This is a genomic window from Pyrobaculum organotrophum, assembly GCF_055384425.1.
The window spans coordinates 440301-456319 of the sequence record NZ_AP042430.1; the positions used below are offsets into that span (position 1 = coordinate 440301).

At 51.0% G+C, this 16019-nt stretch carries 19 protein-coding genes and 1 pseudogene; 5 read left to right on the forward strand and 15 right to left on the reverse strand.

From position 1 onward, the window contains the following. Nucleotides 1-16 precede the first annotated feature (16 nt). From ACZ49R_RS02710 to ACZ49R_RS02720, 3 genes are read right to left on the reverse strand one after another with little or no spacing between them, the layout of a single operon-like run. Nucleotides 17-1369 carry a bifunctional hydroxymethylpyrimidine kinase/phosphomethylpyrimidine kinase gene (locus tag ACZ49R_RS02710; protein WP_464733634.1) on the reverse strand — a complete coding sequence of 451 codons (1353 nt, stop codon included), beginning with the start codon at nt 1367-1369 and terminating at the stop codon, nt 17-19. Nucleotides 1370-1385: 16 nt separating this feature from the next. Beyond that, on the reverse strand, nt 1386-2117 hold the full coding sequence (locus ACZ49R_RS02715; protein WP_464733635.1) for a 5-formyltetrahydrofolate cyclo-ligase: 732 nt from the start codon (nt 2115-2117) through the stop codon (nt 1386-1388). Further along, on the reverse strand, nt 2110-2748 hold the full coding sequence (locus ACZ49R_RS02720) for a hypothetical protein (protein ID WP_464733636.1): 639 nt from the start codon (nt 2746-2748) through the stop codon (nt 2110-2112). Before ACZ49R_RS02720 ends, ACZ49R_RS02715 begins: the two co-directional genes overlap by 8 nt. A gap of 379 nt (nt 2749-3127) precedes the next feature. On the opposite strand from ACZ49R_RS02720, the gene cc1 reads away from it, so the two are divergent. After that, nucleotides 3128-3298, forward strand: a complete 171-nt coding sequence (gene cc1 / locus ACZ49R_RS02725) for a DNA-binding protein CC1 (RefSeq protein WP_053240420.1) — start codon at nt 3128-3130, stop codon at nt 3296-3298. A gap of 24 nt (nt 3299-3322) precedes the next feature. After that, nucleotides 3323-3607: an ArsR/SmtB family transcription factor gene (locus tag ACZ49R_RS02730; RefSeq protein ID WP_464733637.1), complete on the forward strand. Its 285-nt coding sequence runs from the start codon at nt 3323-3325 to the stop codon at nt 3605-3607. Nucleotides 3608-3642: 35 nt separating this feature from the next. Here ACZ49R_RS02730 and ACZ49R_RS02735 read toward each other — a convergent pair. Beyond that, nucleotides 3643-4209, reverse strand: a pseudogene (locus tag ACZ49R_RS02735) (zinc ribbon domain-containing protein); the annotation flags it as partial. A gap of 341 nt (nt 4210-4550) precedes the next feature. Next, nucleotides 4551-5081 carry an NUDIX hydrolase gene (locus ACZ49R_RS02740; RefSeq protein WP_464733638.1) on the reverse strand — a complete coding sequence of 177 codons (531 nt, stop codon included), beginning with the start codon at nt 5079-5081 and terminating at the stop codon, nt 4551-4553. Nucleotides 5082-5113: 32 nt separating this feature from the next. On the opposite strand from ACZ49R_RS02740, the gene ACZ49R_RS02745 reads away from it, so the two are divergent. The 3 genes from ACZ49R_RS02745 to ACZ49R_RS02755 all read left to right on the forward strand — a co-directional run bounded on the left by ACZ49R_RS02745 (nt 5114) and on the right by ACZ49R_RS02755 (nt 7534). Then, nucleotides 5114-5254 (forward strand): hypothetical protein, encoded by a 141-nt coding sequence (locus ACZ49R_RS02745; RefSeq protein ID WP_464733639.1) that lies wholly within the window; start codon nt 5114-5116, stop codon nt 5252-5254. Nucleotides 5255-6044: 790 nt separating this feature from the next. Continuing rightward, entirely contained in the window at nt 6045-6767 is a 723-nt protein-coding gene (locus ACZ49R_RS02750; protein WP_464733640.1) for a hypothetical protein, read from the forward strand. Further along, nucleotides 6725-7534 carry an RNA-guided endonuclease InsQ/TnpB family protein gene (locus ACZ49R_RS02755; protein WP_464733641.1) on the forward strand — a complete coding sequence of 270 codons (810 nt, stop codon included), beginning with the start codon at nt 6725-6727 and terminating at the stop codon, nt 7532-7534. The genes ACZ49R_RS02750 and ACZ49R_RS02755 overlap by 43 nt, the downstream gene beginning before the upstream one ends. Nucleotides 7535-7556: 22 nt before the next feature. Here the strand turns inward: ACZ49R_RS02755 and ACZ49R_RS02760 are convergent, their stop codons facing one another. The 10 genes from ACZ49R_RS02760 to ACZ49R_RS02805 all read right to left on the reverse strand — a co-directional run bounded on the left by ACZ49R_RS02760 (nt 7557) and on the right by ACZ49R_RS02805 (nt 15969). Beyond that, nucleotides 7557-8108: a PaREP1 family protein gene (locus ACZ49R_RS02760; RefSeq protein WP_464733642.1), complete on the reverse strand. Its 552-nt coding sequence runs from the start codon at nt 8106-8108 to the stop codon at nt 7557-7559. A 338-nt stretch (nt 8109-8446) separates the two neighbouring features. Continuing rightward, entirely contained in the window at nt 8447-8569 is a 123-nt protein-coding gene (locus ACZ49R_RS02765; protein WP_464733643.1) for a hypothetical protein, read from the reverse strand. A 108-nt stretch (nt 8570-8677) separates the two neighbouring features. Beyond that, nucleotides 8678-9673, reverse strand: coding sequence for a mechanosensitive ion channel family protein (locus tag ACZ49R_RS02770; protein WP_464733644.1), 996 nt, complete (start codon nt 9671-9673; stop codon nt 8678-8680). After that, nucleotides 9670-10758, reverse strand: coding sequence for a M42 family metallopeptidase (locus ACZ49R_RS02775; RefSeq protein WP_464733645.1), 1089 nt, complete (start codon nt 10756-10758; stop codon nt 9670-9672). Before ACZ49R_RS02775 ends, ACZ49R_RS02770 begins: the two co-directional genes overlap by 4 nt. Before the next feature lie 8 nt (nt 10759-10766). Further along, nucleotides 10767-10925, reverse strand: a complete 159-nt coding sequence (locus tag ACZ49R_RS02780) for a hypothetical protein (protein WP_464733646.1) — start codon at nt 10923-10925, stop codon at nt 10767-10769. Between the two features lie 67 nt (nt 10926-10992). Then, nucleotides 10993-11481: a thermonuclease family protein gene (locus tag ACZ49R_RS02785; RefSeq protein WP_464733647.1), complete on the reverse strand. Its 489-nt coding sequence runs from the start codon at nt 11479-11481 to the stop codon at nt 10993-10995. Nucleotides 11482-11508: 27 nt separating this feature from the next. Then, the gene (locus ACZ49R_RS02790) at nt 11509-11634 is read right to left on the reverse strand and encodes a hypothetical protein (protein WP_464733648.1); all 126 of its coding nucleotides are present in this window, start codon (nt 11632-11634) and stop codon (nt 11509-11511) included. Beyond that, nucleotides 11628-11768, reverse strand: coding sequence for a hypothetical protein (locus tag ACZ49R_RS02795; protein ID WP_464733649.1), 141 nt, complete (start codon nt 11766-11768; stop codon nt 11628-11630). Before ACZ49R_RS02795 ends, ACZ49R_RS02790 begins: the two co-directional genes overlap by 7 nt. 382 nt (nt 11769-12150) lie before the next feature. After that, entirely contained in the window at nt 12151-14139 is a 1989-nt protein-coding gene (locus ACZ49R_RS02800) for a 3-hydroxyacyl-CoA dehydrogenase/enoyl-CoA hydratase family protein (RefSeq protein WP_464733650.1), read from the reverse strand. Between the two features lie 96 nt (nt 14140-14235). Further along, entirely contained in the window at nt 14236-15969 is a 1734-nt protein-coding gene (locus ACZ49R_RS02805; RefSeq protein ID WP_464733651.1) for a long-chain-fatty-acid--CoA ligase, read from the reverse strand. Between the last annotated feature and the right edge of the window lie 50 nt (nt 15970-16019).

Below are 16019 nucleotides of genomic sequence, written 5' to 3' on the forward strand. Positions count from 1 at the left end.
GTGTATTTAAAGATTTCTAACGTATGAGTCGAAGGGCCTTCTCTACCACCTCCCTTGGGGTTTTCCCCAGTATGGTTATGATGGGCTCTTTGCCCCAGTCTCCCCAGTCCACTATTAGGTCTGGCGTTTTTCCCCCTGTCTGTCTATAGGCCTCTTCGATGATCCACTGCATGGTGGCTCCCTCTCTCTTCTTGACGTCGTCCGGCTCCCTCCTCCTGTCTATGTAGGCTATTGTCATGCCTAGGCTTTTCGCCTTCTCTATGTACGCCGCGTCTAGTCTTATGTTCATGGCCGACCTGGCCTGGGGGTCTTTCGCCAGCGCCGCCAGTATCTTCCTGGCTATGTGGTCGCTTGCGCCGAAGGCGGGCGGGCCGGAGGGCTTGGCGCGGCCCATGTAGTTCACTATCCTCCCGGGCACCGCGGCGACGTCTTCTCTCGTCGTGGCGTAGCGGGGGTCTATGGCGTATCCTATGTTTGTCTGCACCTCGGGTATGGCCTTTGCAAAAGCCTCGGCCTCTCTCTCCACGGCCTCTAGGGCCTCCCTCAGCTCCTCCAACGTCCTCCACCTCTCCGCCGGTATCTCTAGCCAGGCCATGGGGTTGACCGGCCAGTGGCCCTTTCCCCTGGCCACCCCGTATCTGATGGCCATGTAGATGAAGCGCTTTGCCGTCTTTATGGCCTCCAGGGGGGGTAGGCCCTTGGCGAGCCCCGCGGCTATGGCGGCGGAGTAGGAGCAGCCGGTTCCGTGGGTCGCCCGCGAGTCTAGGCGGGGGGTTGCCAACTCGTGGAAGGTGCCGCCTATGTACACCACGTCGACGGCCTCTGGGGCGTCTAGGTGGCCTCCCTTGACCACCACCACTTCTGTGCCGAACTCCCTGTGTATGACCTCCGCGGCTCTCCTCGCCTCCGCGATGCTGGTTATCTTTATGCCGGTCAGCTTCTCCGCCTCGTGTCTATTGGGCGTGACTACCTTCGCCACTGGGAGCAACCTCCTCTTTAGGGTGTCGACGGCGTCTTCAGATATCAGCGGGGCGCCCGACTTCGCGATCATTACGGGGTCTACCACCAGGGGGAAACCCAGCTTGGAGACTGTGGCGGCCACCTCCTCGATTATTTCTCTCGTCCCTAGCATTCCGGTCTTGCCCGCGTCTATGCCCATGTCGTCCCAAACCGCCAATATCTGCGCCCTCACGAGCGGTGGTTGGAGACACTGGGCCTCCCTAACTTCGTAAGTGTTTTGAGCGGTTACACAAGTCAGTGCTGTGGTGCCGTGGACGCCCATCGCCGCGAAGGTCTTTATGTCTGCGTGTATCCCCGCGCCGCCTCCCGAGTCTAGGCCTGCTATGGTCATTGCGACTTTCCAAGACATAACAATTTTTTCGAGTCTAGATAAAAACGTTTTTTCTACGTATTTCAGAGAGCAGTGGGATTTCTCTCAACATCTCTTCTGTAACATAGTCCCAATAGATGCCGTGGGGCTTCGGGTCGACTCTCTTGACGAAGATAATTTTTGTAGGCGTCGCTATAATATCTATAGGCAAGTCAAAGGGCTCTTTAGGTATGTCGTCTTCTACCAATTGTACGTCGTGTACAGTGGTGGCGACTGGGGTCTCTTCGCCCACTTTGCCAAAGGTAGACAATATCCCCCACTCGATTTCTGCATAGCCGTGAGATTTACCTAGTCTCCTGCCTGTCTTTGGGTTAACTGCGACAGACCCAATTATGACTAGGTCTACTCTTGGCAGATGCCAAGGCTTTACAGACTTCCCCCATTTAAAGGCGCCGGCGATTGTCGAAGCCTCTCTATACGCCTCCCGCGGTATAGAACGTGGTTCGAGGAGTAGGAAGCCCTCTCTTATCCTTGGCGTCGGCATTATTACTGTTTTGCTGGCGGAGAGAGCCGCCTCGCGGCAGGGCCTCTGCGGAGCGTCTGGGTTTATCTTCACGACGGCGGCGTTGATAAACTGGCTGAGGCGCGTTAGGTTTTGGCAAGCTATGTCTGCCCCTCTGAAGTTTGGTATTCTGCCGTAGACAGGCCGGGGGAACGCGGCGATGTCTCTCTCCTCTAGGAGACGCCATATGCGCTCTCTGATAGCCTGTTTTACGTCTTTAGCCATTTCTAGCCGTTAGTAGAGTGGGGGCGGGCGCTACTCTATACGTAATTACGTGGGCTGGGAGGTAGAGGTCGAGCGGCACGTCTACAGCCGCGCCTAGCTTTACCATATGTATAACGTCGGCGTTGTCAAATAGTTTTATAACAGCGTCTTTAAAAACGTCAGAGCGGCCTGGCGGAGATACTATAACAGCTCTATATCTGCCGGCGAGCCCCGCCACCTCTATGATAACTCTACTGTCTTTAATCTGTTGAGGCCGTCTTTTAGACTCCACTTCTATATACGCAGTACAGTATGTACATCTAGCGGCGTACGCAGAGACTGCGGCATAAAACGATGGGGCGATCTCTCTCCAAAGTCCTCTCTTTGTAAGCCCTTGGAATAAGTCAAACCCCTCCTCTATCTTAACCACGCCATCTATATATCTAACCCGCCGCGGTAGCCCGGCGGCGATATAAAATACGAGGTTTGTCTCACTCACTGGCTTGTTAGAGACGTAGATTCCATCTCCTCTTTTTAAAACCAGATACCGGCCTGTACATCTCTCTGCCAGTAACAACGGCGTTGTCTCCACTAGTTTTATACACCCATTGCGTAGAGGTATGGCGTCATACCGTTGGGTTAAAATAATCATATAATGCGCTACGTCTATAGATATAAAACCTGTGGATATTTTGAATACGCACCCTCTGGGAGTCTTATCTTTAAACAACATCTTGACAACAGATTTCGCCCTTCAGAACGGGGGACAGCGTTATATGACCCGTCTCCCCACCCTAAAGGGCGAGGCTTTCAGTTGTAAAGAGACAGATCCCTATCTCTGAGAGCCTTTTTGAATCTCTCGTCTCACAACTACGCCCGACGATCCCGCGCCCGGGGCGGCCTGGCTACTGATGAAAGCGTGGACGAGGAGAAGCCCCGCACAATCGCTACATTGGTTTTAAGTATGTGTATAATAGTGGAATTGTTGTAAAATAACCGACAGGTTTTTAAAGCGGTGGGTAGAGATGGGCATGACAAAGCAAAAGTTGAAGTTCTACGATATTAAGGCGAAGCAGGCGTTTGAGACTGATCAGTATGAGGTTGTTGAGAAGCAGACTGCCCGCGGGCCGATGTTATTTGCAGTAGCAAAATCCCCATACACAGGAATAAAAGTCTACAGACTAATCGGCAAAAAGAAATAAAAACAAAACACCCCCTTTTTTCCTGTGATTGATATTGTTTTAGGCTCTCCGACAAAGATAAAGATAATTCTAACCTTGTGGCGCTATGGCGAGATGAATGTATCAGAGCTTGTAAGACGTATGGGGTCTGCCCAGAGAGCTACTGTAGGACAATTAGAGCAATTAGTCCGCTACGGCGTTGTCGAAGTTAGATACATTGGTAGGATTAAGCTTTATAAACTATCTCGCGACCCCGCTATACAACATTTGGCAGAAGTTCTCGCAACTGTTGACCAAGCGCTTGCAGATACTACACACCAGGCCATCTAACTGCGTCTCTGTTTTATCTCACCGCGGGCTATATGAAACATCAGGGCAATATACAGGTTGCCGTAAGTAGGATCCTTCTCACCACCTCTCTTCTCAACGCCGAGAAACGCCAGCTTAAGATTGGTGCCCTCTTCTAACCGTTTTCTGATCCAAGAGATGTCGCCCTTCTTCAACTCGACAGCGAAAGGCGGTATGCCCAACTTCCGCACTCTGACTACGCCACTCTTTAGGTCGACAAAAACCGCCTTACTTGTATCTCTTTCGTCCTCAATTCTCAACTGAACGTTTAACGGAATTGATCTGTGGAATACTACGTTGCGCCAGAAGAACTTGGCTTGTTTTATGAAGTACTTCTTGAGACCGCACTTGGGGAACACCTCTTCGATAATCCGTCGTGTCAACTCCCGCCTGTCTGGCGTGAGGAGGCTGTCCAACTCCTCCGCCGTGAGTCTGGGCCCCTCTTGTCCCGTGATTTCTTTGAGCAATGTTTTGACGTACTCCTCAACGGCCAAGTGCATCCTTACGGCGAGGTCGAGGACGTCTGGCAGCTCCTCAACGACGCGCCAGGGAATTTTAATTAGTACTCTGTAGGTTTGGCTCATATGCATACAGGGCGTAGGAGGGAAAAGCTAGTTGAAGAGACTCTCTTTCAACTCCTTTCACACACCTGCCTGACGTCGTCGCTGTCAGGCAAGTGAGCCGAGGTAGTAGAAAGTATTAAAGAGGTTGATGGGAGATTGCGTTGTTTAGAGGTGTAGACGGGTTAAGAAACGGGTTTACGGCGGTTATTGTCGCCAATGCCATGATGGGTATCGCCAGTGGGAGGACAGCTTGAGGTGGCAACAGAGGCCCCTCTATGGCGCCGGTTCAACCACGCCGGCACGGCTGGACCCCCGCGCTCCGCATCAGCGGACGCGTCCCGAGCCCCCGGGGAAGGCCGGCGTCACAAAGGGGAGTCAGAGTGGAGTAGCCCTCTTCTCCAGGCGGTGAGTGCTGCAACTATTGTCTTCCCGTCTTTTATCTCTCCGCCGTCTATCATACGCAATAGCTCGATTGGCTCCACTTTTACAACTTCCATATCTACCTCCCCTGGGTCGCGTGCGCCGACGCCGACGTACTCTAGGGCGTTTGTGTAGTAGATTTTTATCAGCTCGTTAGACACGCCTGGTGTTGGGTAGAAGTCTATTAGGTGTTCTAACTTCAGCGGTCTGTAGCCAGTTTCCTCTATCATTTCTCTCACGGCGGCCTCTAGCGGGTCTTCCCCCGGCTCCAGCGTCCCCGCGGGCACCTCCAGCGTCCACTGGCCCAACGCCCCCCGGAACTGTTTAACTAACAGCACCTTGCCGCCGTCGATAGCCAACACCGCGACCGCCCCCGGGTGGACGAGGTACTCGCCCCATACAACGCGGCCGCCGACCCGCCTAGCCCTTTTCACAAGCACAAACTTCCTCCCCTTGTAGATCACCTCCTCCATAGCACACCGCCAGCAACGTTATAAAAGCTTTGATGAGTTACTTGAAGGGCAAGACTTTCGGTTGTAACGTGGAAGTCCACACAGCTGAGGGGCTACGGTTTTCTACATTGAAAAAGTTTAATGAGGTTAGCACTTTTGTGGATATAGGGCGTGAAAAGACTGTCAAAACCTAACGACCCGAGGGCACTCCGGCGCCTCCACTGCAGGTAGGAGGGGCAGGGACATTGCGGCTGTGATAAACATCGCAAGGCGCGCGTTCACAGAACTACTCAAGGAGTGTCCCCCTATCTTTTTCTTAGCCCCTCGCTTCCCTCCCTCTGCCCCTCTGGCACATGTGCCTAAAGACCGCTTGTCTCCAGGCAGTGACGCTTGGGGGCTTTCTCATCGTCCACGCCTTCATTGTCTCTGGCGTGGGGTTATCGGGCGTGGGGCCGGGCGGCACGCGGCCCTCCGCAAGCGCCATCCTCTCGTGTTTGCGATGGCGACAACGTCACAGCCCCTTCCATCTCTGGCGAAGCGGTGGGGGAATCTTGAGACGATGTCTCTCGTTAACCGGCCTCCCACACTACGGAAAGAAGACGATTGTTACTACAAACAGAAGGCCTCGCCCCTTAGGGCGGGGAGGGGGTCATCTCCGAAGCGGCTTAGGCTTGAGTCTCGTGATTGTTGCTGTCGGTAATTAAAGGAGGTCGTTCAAACTGGCGGTTAAGGTTTTGTATATTTTTCATTGACTACGCTTTATATGTCGTATATTTTTCAATTGGGTCTATGTCCCCCGTTTGTACGCTTTACACGGCGTCTATGTGTGTTTCGCTTGTCTGGCTTGTGAGGCGCGGATTTGTGGGGTAAGGCTGTGGGGTTATGTAGCCGGTCTCCTAAGGCTGGGGGTTTGAACTTTTGGAGAACTCCCCCTCCATATATCTTAAGGTGTTGTTTAAAAAGGGTAGAGGATTGCGGCGGCTTATGATTTGTCCGTACTGTAGCTCTGGCAAAATAGTGTTACAAAGCGGCGGGTATGTAGAGGGCACGGTTGTGAGACAGCGCCGCCGCGTTGCTCAAGGAGGGCAGACAGACGAAGTTGACAACGACGTGGCAAAGTTCTACTCAAAAATCAAGAGCTATCCTGAAAAGCGCAGTGCGGCGGACTATATTTTATGGAAGACAGACAGTATAGAAGAGGGGAGCCGGAAGAGGCGTAGCCGGAGGCGCAAGAACGCCGAGAAGAAAGACGAGAAGAAAACATATGTCTTGGTACACGCCGTCGTTGTCCCCAGCGCCCGCCTCAGCTGGCGTAAGATAAACCTCCTAAAGGAGCTGGAGGAGAGGTATAGGGAGCTCGTCGTCCAGTTCGTCGAATACGGCTTTAAACACGGCGTGACGGGACACGTCTCACTCCGCAAGGCTCTGTATGAAGAACTGCGCAGAAGACATCCAGACCTCCCATCCCACTACATCTACACAGCTGCGCAAGACGCAGCCACGCGCATAAAGAGCTTTATGGCGCTGAAGCGGGAGGGCAGGGCGAAGACCGAGAGGCCGGAGGTGAGGAGGATCAGCATCTGGCTCGACGACCACCTCTGGATCCGCGAGGGCTTCACAGAGATAGTGGTGGCCACCCACAGGGGGTGGGTCACAATCCCGTTGTGGCCGACCAAGCAGTTCTGGAAGCACATCAACGGCGGCTGAAGTCGCAGCCGAGGCTAAAGCTGGACGAGAAGAGGCGCATCGCCTACGTCTACTTCGTCTTCGAGAAGGTTGTGGAGGAGAGGCCGGCGAAGGGCGTCGTCGCCGTTGACCTTAACGAGAACAACGTGGCTGTGAAAGCCGGCGGCAAGGTGTACATCCTTGAGACTGGGATTAGAGATATCACACTTGGCTACCACAGCCGTAGGGAGGTCATGCAGTCCGTCAAGGGCAACCGCTACACAAGCCGCGCGCTGAAGAGAGACGAGCTGAACAAGAAGAACGACATCCGGAGGAAGGTGGCGAACCTAATAGTCAGAGAGGCGGAGAGGTTAGGCGCCGCCATTGCCATCGAAAATTTGCCAAAGGAAGTACCAAAAAACATGATATCGAAAGTTGATGATCCTAAATTGAGGGATAGAATCTACAGAGCTGGCTTTAGAAGTATGTTGAGAGAGATTATACGTAAGGCAAGGGAACGTGGCATCCCAGTCGTGAAAATAAACCCGAAGGGCACCTCCTCCACCTGCCCGCGGTGTGGTGAGGGGCTTGTGAGGGGCTCTGTCCCGAGGCACCTCCGGTGCCCCCGTTGCGGGTGGGAAGGGGGGAGGGACGTGGCGGCGGTGATAAACATCGAGAGGAGGGCTTTGGAAAAACTCGCGGAGGGGGCCGTGCCGTTGCCCCCCATGCCCGATGACCCCACGCCGGATGCATCCTGGCTACCCATGACGGCGTGGGCAAGGAGAAAGTCCCTAGGTGTAATAGCCTAGGGACAGGCGGGACGTCCATAGCCTATTTAAGACCCCTCTTTACCTCCTCCAAAGCCCTTTCCAAGTCCTCTCCCCACTTCACCCTCGCCTTCATAGCCTCCACACGCTTGGCCAACTCGCCTATCAATATTACCACGTCTCTCGCCGCCTCTTCTCTAGACGTGTATTTTGAGAGGGCGGCGTCTGGGTCCGGCCCGTGGTACTGATAGTCATGGAGGTCAAGAGCCTTGTCTGTCCAGGGAGAGACCCCCACATGCCCCACGTCTTCAAGCATGTGTGAGAGCTTCTTCATCTTGGTTGTGGGGAGTCGGGGGGCGGCTGTGGACTCCAGCCAGCGCCTCTCCTCTTCGCTCTTGGCTAAGCTCTTGAGCCTTTCCAGCTCTAGCCTCATGAGAGCCGCCATGTACGCCCTCCACGCCTGAAAAGCCTTCCCCGCCGCATTCCTCACCAGACCACGCCGTAGGAACTCCAACGCAAGCCCAGCCTCCACAAGAGCCTCAAGAAGACGCGCCGCGACGTACCCCTCGTCGGTAGGCTTAGGAAGAGGCCTCTCTAAAAACTCGGTGGACACCACGTAAAATCACGAGTTTTTAAATAACTTTCACACATCTGCTAAGATTCTATGGTGTTTTGTGTCTTCTCTGTAGGCGAGATGTATGTCTTCTGTGATTGTTAGCATTGGCTTATGGCTGTTCTAGGTTTTTTCTCATGGCCTTTCTATATAGGGGTGTCTGCCAGACGAGGCGTTTGCCTATGCCTAGCGTTGGGTATTTTTCAAGCGGCGGTTTTAGCCAATATCAACGGTATGTTGTCTCTGAGGTCGGTAAAGCCACAGGTGGGGGCATTGTATACGCCTGTTTTTCTCCATCTTGGCTTCACAAGGGGGACGTACGCGACTATATTGCCGTACCACTACGCCAACTCCTTTAGTCTCCTCCACAACAATCCAAGGAGATCTTTCTCCACCTGCTCTCTTTTAAGCTCTAGGTGGCTCTCGTCTTCTATTGTGTCGACTACGACGGCGGCTGTTGGCATATAAGATAATTGACGAAGTGAAACATGGTCTTGGTAAATACTTCATTAAAGCATGTTAAATTCTCTAAGCCAGACCATAGAGTGATAAGACTTACACATCGACGAATGTTAGGAAGACGAGACGTCGGTAGCCAATTTATTTATGTACTTATCGCAGAGAATCCCCCTGGTTAGACATAGATATTTGTCAAGGTTTGCAGTAATTTTCTCATTGCGGTATTTTAAAAGACGTTTAAGAGCCTCGCTTTTGACGTTTCTCCAGTTTTCGCCTTGGGGTATCTCGAGCTTTACTCTAATAATGACGTAGTCTTTATCGCTTTGTTCTGTAAAATCTATCGCAACTATATTAAAACCTCTTAAAACCTCTCTCACCTCCTCCTCTAGCCTATCTATATCAATAACCGAGAGAGGTAGCTCAACTCTCACAAACACAACCTGCCGCTCGCTCCACTTCGGCGTGTAGTCCACAATGCCAGAGCTTAGGAGAATCATATTTGGCACCCGTAGCTCATATCCTGTGTCTAGGAGCAATGTGGTATACAACAAGCCTATTTCTGCCACTCTGCCTTTAAAGCCGGGCACCACGTAGTCAGGAGAGAAATACTTATAGGACGGGAGAAAAGCAATATCATATGGTATTTGTGATGCAGCTATCCTCACTGTATCTCCTACCTCTACAAACCGGGTTATTAATATGATAATACCCGCAAAGAGGTTTCCCAAGACCGGCTGTAACGCTAAGCCGAGAACTAAACCAGTGACTGTGCCGCCGAGTAGAGCCAACTCTGCGCCCAGCTTGGAGAAAGATGCTACGTAAAGGACTACTGCTATTATGCCGACGATTTTTAAAACATTACCAATTGCAAACGCCTTTTCTCTCAGAGTTTCTCTAAAGTATAGAATTACCGCATTGCCGACTACGTTAACTCCTGTGGCTCCTGCGAAGAGAATTATAATAGACTTTAGGAGATCTAATTGCTCTTGGCTCAGTCCTATCCCAAAGAGAGGGAGTAGTACCTTGGCGGCGTAGTAGATATTTACCGCTACTATGCCGATTAGTATAAGTTTAGAAAGAGCTATTACGACTATTTTATTTTTTCTCACTTTACTCTCCTATCTAGGAATTTGTCTATTATATCAGGCGGCGTTTTCTCTAGAACGTTTTTTAACAGTTTAGAGGCGTTTAACACGTCTGACAGATCTACTAGCTCTACAGGCGAGTGGACATAGCGAGTTGGAATAGAGATAGCGGCGGCGGGCACGCCCTCGCGCCTAAAGGCTATAGCCATGGCGTCTGTAGTGCCGCCATATAGAACCTCTAGCTGGTGCGGGATGCCGGCCTCTCTGGCGATTCTCACAATGTGGTCTCTGAGACCTGGGTGAGCTATGAAGAGACCCCCGCGTCCGCCGTCGATGACCTTTATAGCGGGCCCCGCCCCCACCTTTGTCACATGTAGTCTCTCGCCTACGCCAGGCACGTCGGCCGCTATGGTGGTGTCTAAGGCGATGGCGTAATGAGGGTTAATTCTCTCGGCGGCGATTTGCGCGCCGCGAAGCCCTACCTCTTCTTGTACTGTCGCCACGGCGTATAGAGTCGCGGGGAGATCGCCGAGTTGTCTCAGAGTATAGAGCATAACAGCCAAGCCTACTCTATCGTCAAAAGCCTTTCCAGTGACAACCCTTTCGTTAAGAATGGCGAACTCTCTGTCTAAAACTGCTACAGACCCTACAGAAAGTCCCATCTTTTCGGCCTCCTCTCTGTTTCTAGCCCCCACGTCTATGTAGAGATCTTTCATCTCGGGGGCCTCCCTCTCTTTACCAGACGGAGTGACATGCGGCGGCGTAACGCCGATAACCCCCCTAACCCACCTACCGTCTAGAGTTTTAACCCAAACCCGCTGGCCGAGGAGAGTTACCTCGTTCCAACCGCCGATAGGCCTAAACCTTAGGAAGCCCTCCTTATCTATGTGGTCAACGACAAGCCCAATCTCGTCCATATGTGCCGCCACCATAGCGCGGTAGCCAGAAGAACCCCTTTTGACACCTATTACATTCCCCCATCTATCTACCGTCACTTCATCTACATACGGCTCCATTTCTTTAATCACGAGCTCTCGAACTTCATCTTCAAAACCCGAAGGGCCTCTCGCCTCCGAGAGTTTTTTCAACAACGATATAAACTCTTCCATACGTCCCCCTACCTCTCTCTAGACCCCTCCCCGGGAGACTCAGGAGACTGTCTCGGATACACCGGGGCGAGAGGGCGACTCACCTGGAGGTCGGCCGCCGGTTGTTTATATTGCAACAGCTTGGCGCCCCCGTCTGCTACCCCAGGGGCCAAGTAGATGTCGTTCATGTGGGAGGAGTAGTTAGGGGGTTAAAAGTTTGATGGCTCGGGGTGGAGAAAGCGAGTTGTTTTGTCTTCATCTATCAACTCGATCAAAGGCGACAGTAAAACGCTTGAGCCAGTGCCAATATGGGTGCTCATCTGGCGGGATGTAGAGCGGCCTCTTCACGAGGTCAGGCCTAACGAGTAGAAAAGCCTTCTGTACAGAGGCATACGCCGTGTAGTAGATGCCGCCGACCTCAAAGACGCGGCCACACCAGAGGTAGCCAAGTATACGCCCATATCTATCTCTCGGCTCTAGGTCGTCTACTAGGTAGACAGTTGTGCCAGTACACAAGTTGTAAAGAAAATCTCTGGCCTCTGGGCCGCGCGGCTCGTCCCACTCCCAAGCGTCGTAACCCACAAGCCTAACTCTGCCCACGGACATTTCCACAGTATCGCCGTCAATGACTCTAAATATGGCAACTTTTTGCGCGTCTACGTCTGGCATCTCCACAACGACGACAGTTGCGCTGATCGCCAGAGCCGCAAGTGCCAACAATGCCAACGTGGCTCTCCCTACCATAGAGAAAATGTGGGGTTGAAAGCGTGTTTATTTTTCGCGGGATTTTATCTCCCAGAGGATTGTATTTAGTCTCTCTTGGCTGTATGGGCTGAAGCTGTTGATGTAGGCCTCGACTCTCATTTCTGAGAGCTCGCCTGAGGCGGATTTTACCACAGTCTTTTCGTACCGAAATCTGCTAGACATATCAACGAATTCTCGTATATCGGCCCCCCCTCGCCGTATAGAAGTTCAGCATAGCGCCCCTCTATCTCCACCTCTCTTTCATAAAGCTTGCCTTTTCTACCCACATATTCACAATTGCCCAACTCCTTTACAACCGAAAGCCTCGCCCTTTAGGGCGGGGAGGGGGTCATTAGAGTGCCGTATTGGCTACCGAGATCTTCTACCCAAAAGAATATCTAGAAGTGTCTGAAAAGAGAGGTGATGTGAGGCGGGAGGTTGAGATCTCCCCCGCCCAAACACACGCGAACTGTAGATTTCCAACAGAGAGCCGTTTGGGAGCTCGAGATATGCCACAGTTATCATTTGGACACCGCCGATAAACAACCTCCCGGCCATGCTGTAAAAAACCAGGAAAAAGTTGTCAAAGACCCCAACCCCCAGTCACCCCCTTCCAGAGGGCGGACTCAAGCTCTCGGGGGAGTTGTTGTAGGGTTGGTGTTTGAAAAACTACCGGCCTTTAAACTGTGGCTTTTTCTTCTGTAGAAATGAAGAAACGCCTTCTATGACGTCTTCTGTGCTGAATAGTATGCCAAATTGTGTAGCCTCTAGCAACGTCGCGGCCCATATTGGGATTTCGATGCCGAAGTTTATTGCATATTTCGCCATGGCGAGGGCGAGAGGCGGTTTTTCAGCAAGCTTGTTGGCAAACGCCCTGAGTTCTTGTTCTAGTTTGTCCGGCGGCACCACTTTATTTACAAGGCCTAGTCTCTCTGCCTCTCTCGCTGGAATTCTATCGCCGGTGAATATAAGCTCCTTAGCTCTATCTCTCCCAATTAGCCTGGGCAATCTCTGCGTTCCCCCGGCGCCTGGAATAAACCCGAGGTTTATCTCTGGCTGGCCTAACTCTGCTGTTTCAGCCGCTATTCTAAAATCACAAGACATAGCAAGCTCTAGACCTCCGCCTAGGGTATACCCATTTAAGCCACATATTACCGGCCTGTCTAAAAGCTCTATTCTCTCAAAGAGCATCTGCAACTTCCGAGATATTTTGAATATTGTTATAGGCGTGACGCCCATAAAACCTGTGACGTCTGCGCCGGCGGAGAAGGCCCTCCCAGCGCCTGTGATAATTACAACTCTCACCTTGTCGTAATCCATCTGTTCAATTTCGTCAAGAACTTTCCACAGCTCTTCGATCATTTTTGGATTTATGGCGTTAAGGCGTTCAGGCCTATTGAGAATAATCCAGGCGATGCCGGGCTCGTATCTCACGATGAGAGTCTCTAACTTCTTTTCTTCAGCCTTTACATATGTATAGAAGCCCTCCCCAGTCTTCTTACCAAGCTTACCCTTGGCGGCCATCTCTTTCAACAACGGGTCTGGCTCGTACTCCTCAAATCCCGTCTTCTGTCTCCACTCTTCTAGCGTCTTGACTATTGTGTCTATTCCTATTTCGTCTGCATATTCTAGAGGCCCTTTAGGCCAGTTTAAGCCAAGTCTCACAGCCTTGTCAATATCCTCTCTCGTAGCAATACCCTCTCTAAGAAGATAAGCAGCCTCATTTATGGCGGGAGCGAGTATATATGCTATATCTATTCTATCGCCTGCTGATTTCGGCATCTCGGGCCATTGGAACTTGCCGGGGGCTGGATATTTATAAAAGCCCTCTCCCGACTTAACGCCATACTTCTTCTGTTGACACTTCTCAAGAATAAGTGGACATGGATGAGATTTGAAACCACGTTTTAACATGGCATCGCCTATGAAACAGATTACGTCAATCCCTGTGTAATCCATAAGAATAAAGGCGCCCATGGGAAGCCCAGCCTTATATATCAACGCAGAGTCCACCTCCTGTATTGTAGCCTCGCCACGGGCAACCATCCAACACGCCGCCTCGTTTACTCTCGCTAGTATTCTATTTACTATAAAACCAGGGACGTCTCTATTTACCACTACAATTTGTTTACCAAGCTTCTGCGCGTATTCTGCCACCTTCTTAACAGTCTCGTCTGACGTATACCGCCCCTTTATTATTTCTACTAGCGGCATTAGTACTGGTGGGTTGAAGAAGTGCATTCCTACTACTTTTGTTTTTCTCTCTGGTTTTACTGCTTCTGCGATTTCTGTTATTGGTAGTGAAGATGTGTTTGTAGCTAGTATTGCCTCTGGCGGCGCGCAGCGGTCAGCTTCGGCAAAAACTCTCTTCTTAACTTCAATATCCTCTACCACAGCCTCAACCATAAGCTCAACACCAACAACCGCACTACACACATCACCAACAACAGGCCTAATACGAGAGAGCACAGCCGAGGGGTCTTCCTTCAACTGGCCCTTCTCTGCTAACTTCTTAAGAGACCACTCTATATTTTGGAGCGCGCGCTTTAGGTATTCGTCAGCAACATCTACAAGCGCCACTTCGTAACCTGCCATAGCAAAAAGTTCAGCAATGCCGTGGCCCATTGTGCCAGCCCCGATTACTGCAACTTTAGGCATATGGTGTAGATTATGAATTTATTTAAACATACATACGTTTATAGTTGAAACCTAAGTTCATATAAAATTCTAAGATTTTATAAAAGGCTTAGTGTATTAGGTGGAGACCTTTTGCAATTTTTTCAATTCTTCAGCTTTAAGTTCGCGTTTTAAGATCTTGCCCACTGCAGACTTAGGCAACTCGTTTCTAAACTCAACGACGCGCGGTCTTTTATAATGGGCTAATTTATCTTCAGTCCACTTAATGATGTCTTCGGGAGTGACCTTGCCTTTACACTCCTCTTTCAACACTATAAAGGCCTTTGGTATCTCTCCAGCTTCTGGATGTGGCACGCCTATGACCGCCGCCTCTTTCACACAGGGGTGTTGATACAACACTTCTTCAATTTCTCTGCTAAATACCGAGTAGCCCTTGTACTTAATCATGTCTTTCTTTCTATCGACTACATAGAAGTACCCCTCCTCATCCATATACCCCATATCTCCCGTCCTAAACCAACGTAGTCCACAACACTGGAAGAATGCCTGGGCGTTTTCCTCAGGCCTATTGTGATAGCCTTTAAAGACTTGCGGCCCCGATATTACAATTTCGCCGACTTGATTAGGCGGGAGAAGCTCCGGTTTGTCGGGGTCTGCAATAGCGGCGTAGGTGCTTGGTATGGGGAGACCTATGGAGCCTACTTTCGCCTTGCCATAGAGCGGGTTGAGATGTGTCACCACGGCCGTCTCCGTTAGGCCATACCCCTCTCTCAACACGGCGCCAGTTATTTGTTCAAACCGCTTGGCAACCTCTACGGGTAGAGGCGCCGCGCCAGATATACAAAAGGCAAGGCTTTTCAAGTTGTACCTACCGACCTTTGGATGGTTGTTAATCATGTTGTAGAGCGTCGGCACGCCGTGTAACACATGGACGTTGTATTTTTGTACTAGCTTCATGAGTTGTTCAATGTCAGGTCTAGGCATCACCACTACTGTCGCGCCGTCGAAAATACCGTAGTGCATTACAGTGACTTGTCCATATATGTGGTACCACGGCAGAAGACCCATCATCACCAACCTGTTGACTCCCCTCTTTCGTCTAGCTACGTCATATAGCGGCTTTAGCTGTTGTAAATTTGACGATATATTGCCATGGGTGATCTCCGCCCCCTTGGGCAGACCAGTTGTGCCGCCGGTATACATCAACGCCGCGAGATCCTCCAGCGGGTTTATGTTGGCGCGGTAAGACGTCGGGCTGTGGCTTAAGACTTCTCTATATGGCACAACCCGGCTGGAGTATTGAATCTTCGGCGGCTTAAGCTTCATCTTAGCTAGGGGCTTTATTAAGCTGGGCATATACTCTGTGATTTCGGCTACAACGACTTTCTCAAGTTGATACATCTTAACTGCCTCTTCAACGTTTTTGTATAACACATCTACAGTAAATAGAACTCTGGCGCCTGCGTCTTTAGCTTGCCAAGCGACCTCCCGCGGCGTATACATTGGATTCATCGACGTCACTACTGCGCCGAGTTTTAACGCTCCGTAGTAGACTATGGGAAAGACGGGGGTATTCGGCATATAAAGCGCTACTACATCGCCTTTGCCAATGCCCCACTCTTTTAAAGCCGCGGCTACTCTATCGCTGTGCTCGCCTACGGTCTTATAAGGCACTTTGTTGCCGAAGTATATATATGCGACTACCTGCCCGTTTTCAGTTACTTGTTTATCTAGGTATGTAAAGAGGGGAGATGGCTTAATTTCAACATCAACCGGCACCCCCTCGTCGTAGTTTCTTACCCATGGTTTGTTTTTAACATATTTTTCAAATACCTCATATGTATCTGGCATATGTTAATTTTATTCTCTATATTAAAAAAGATGGCTTCGCCATATCTAGA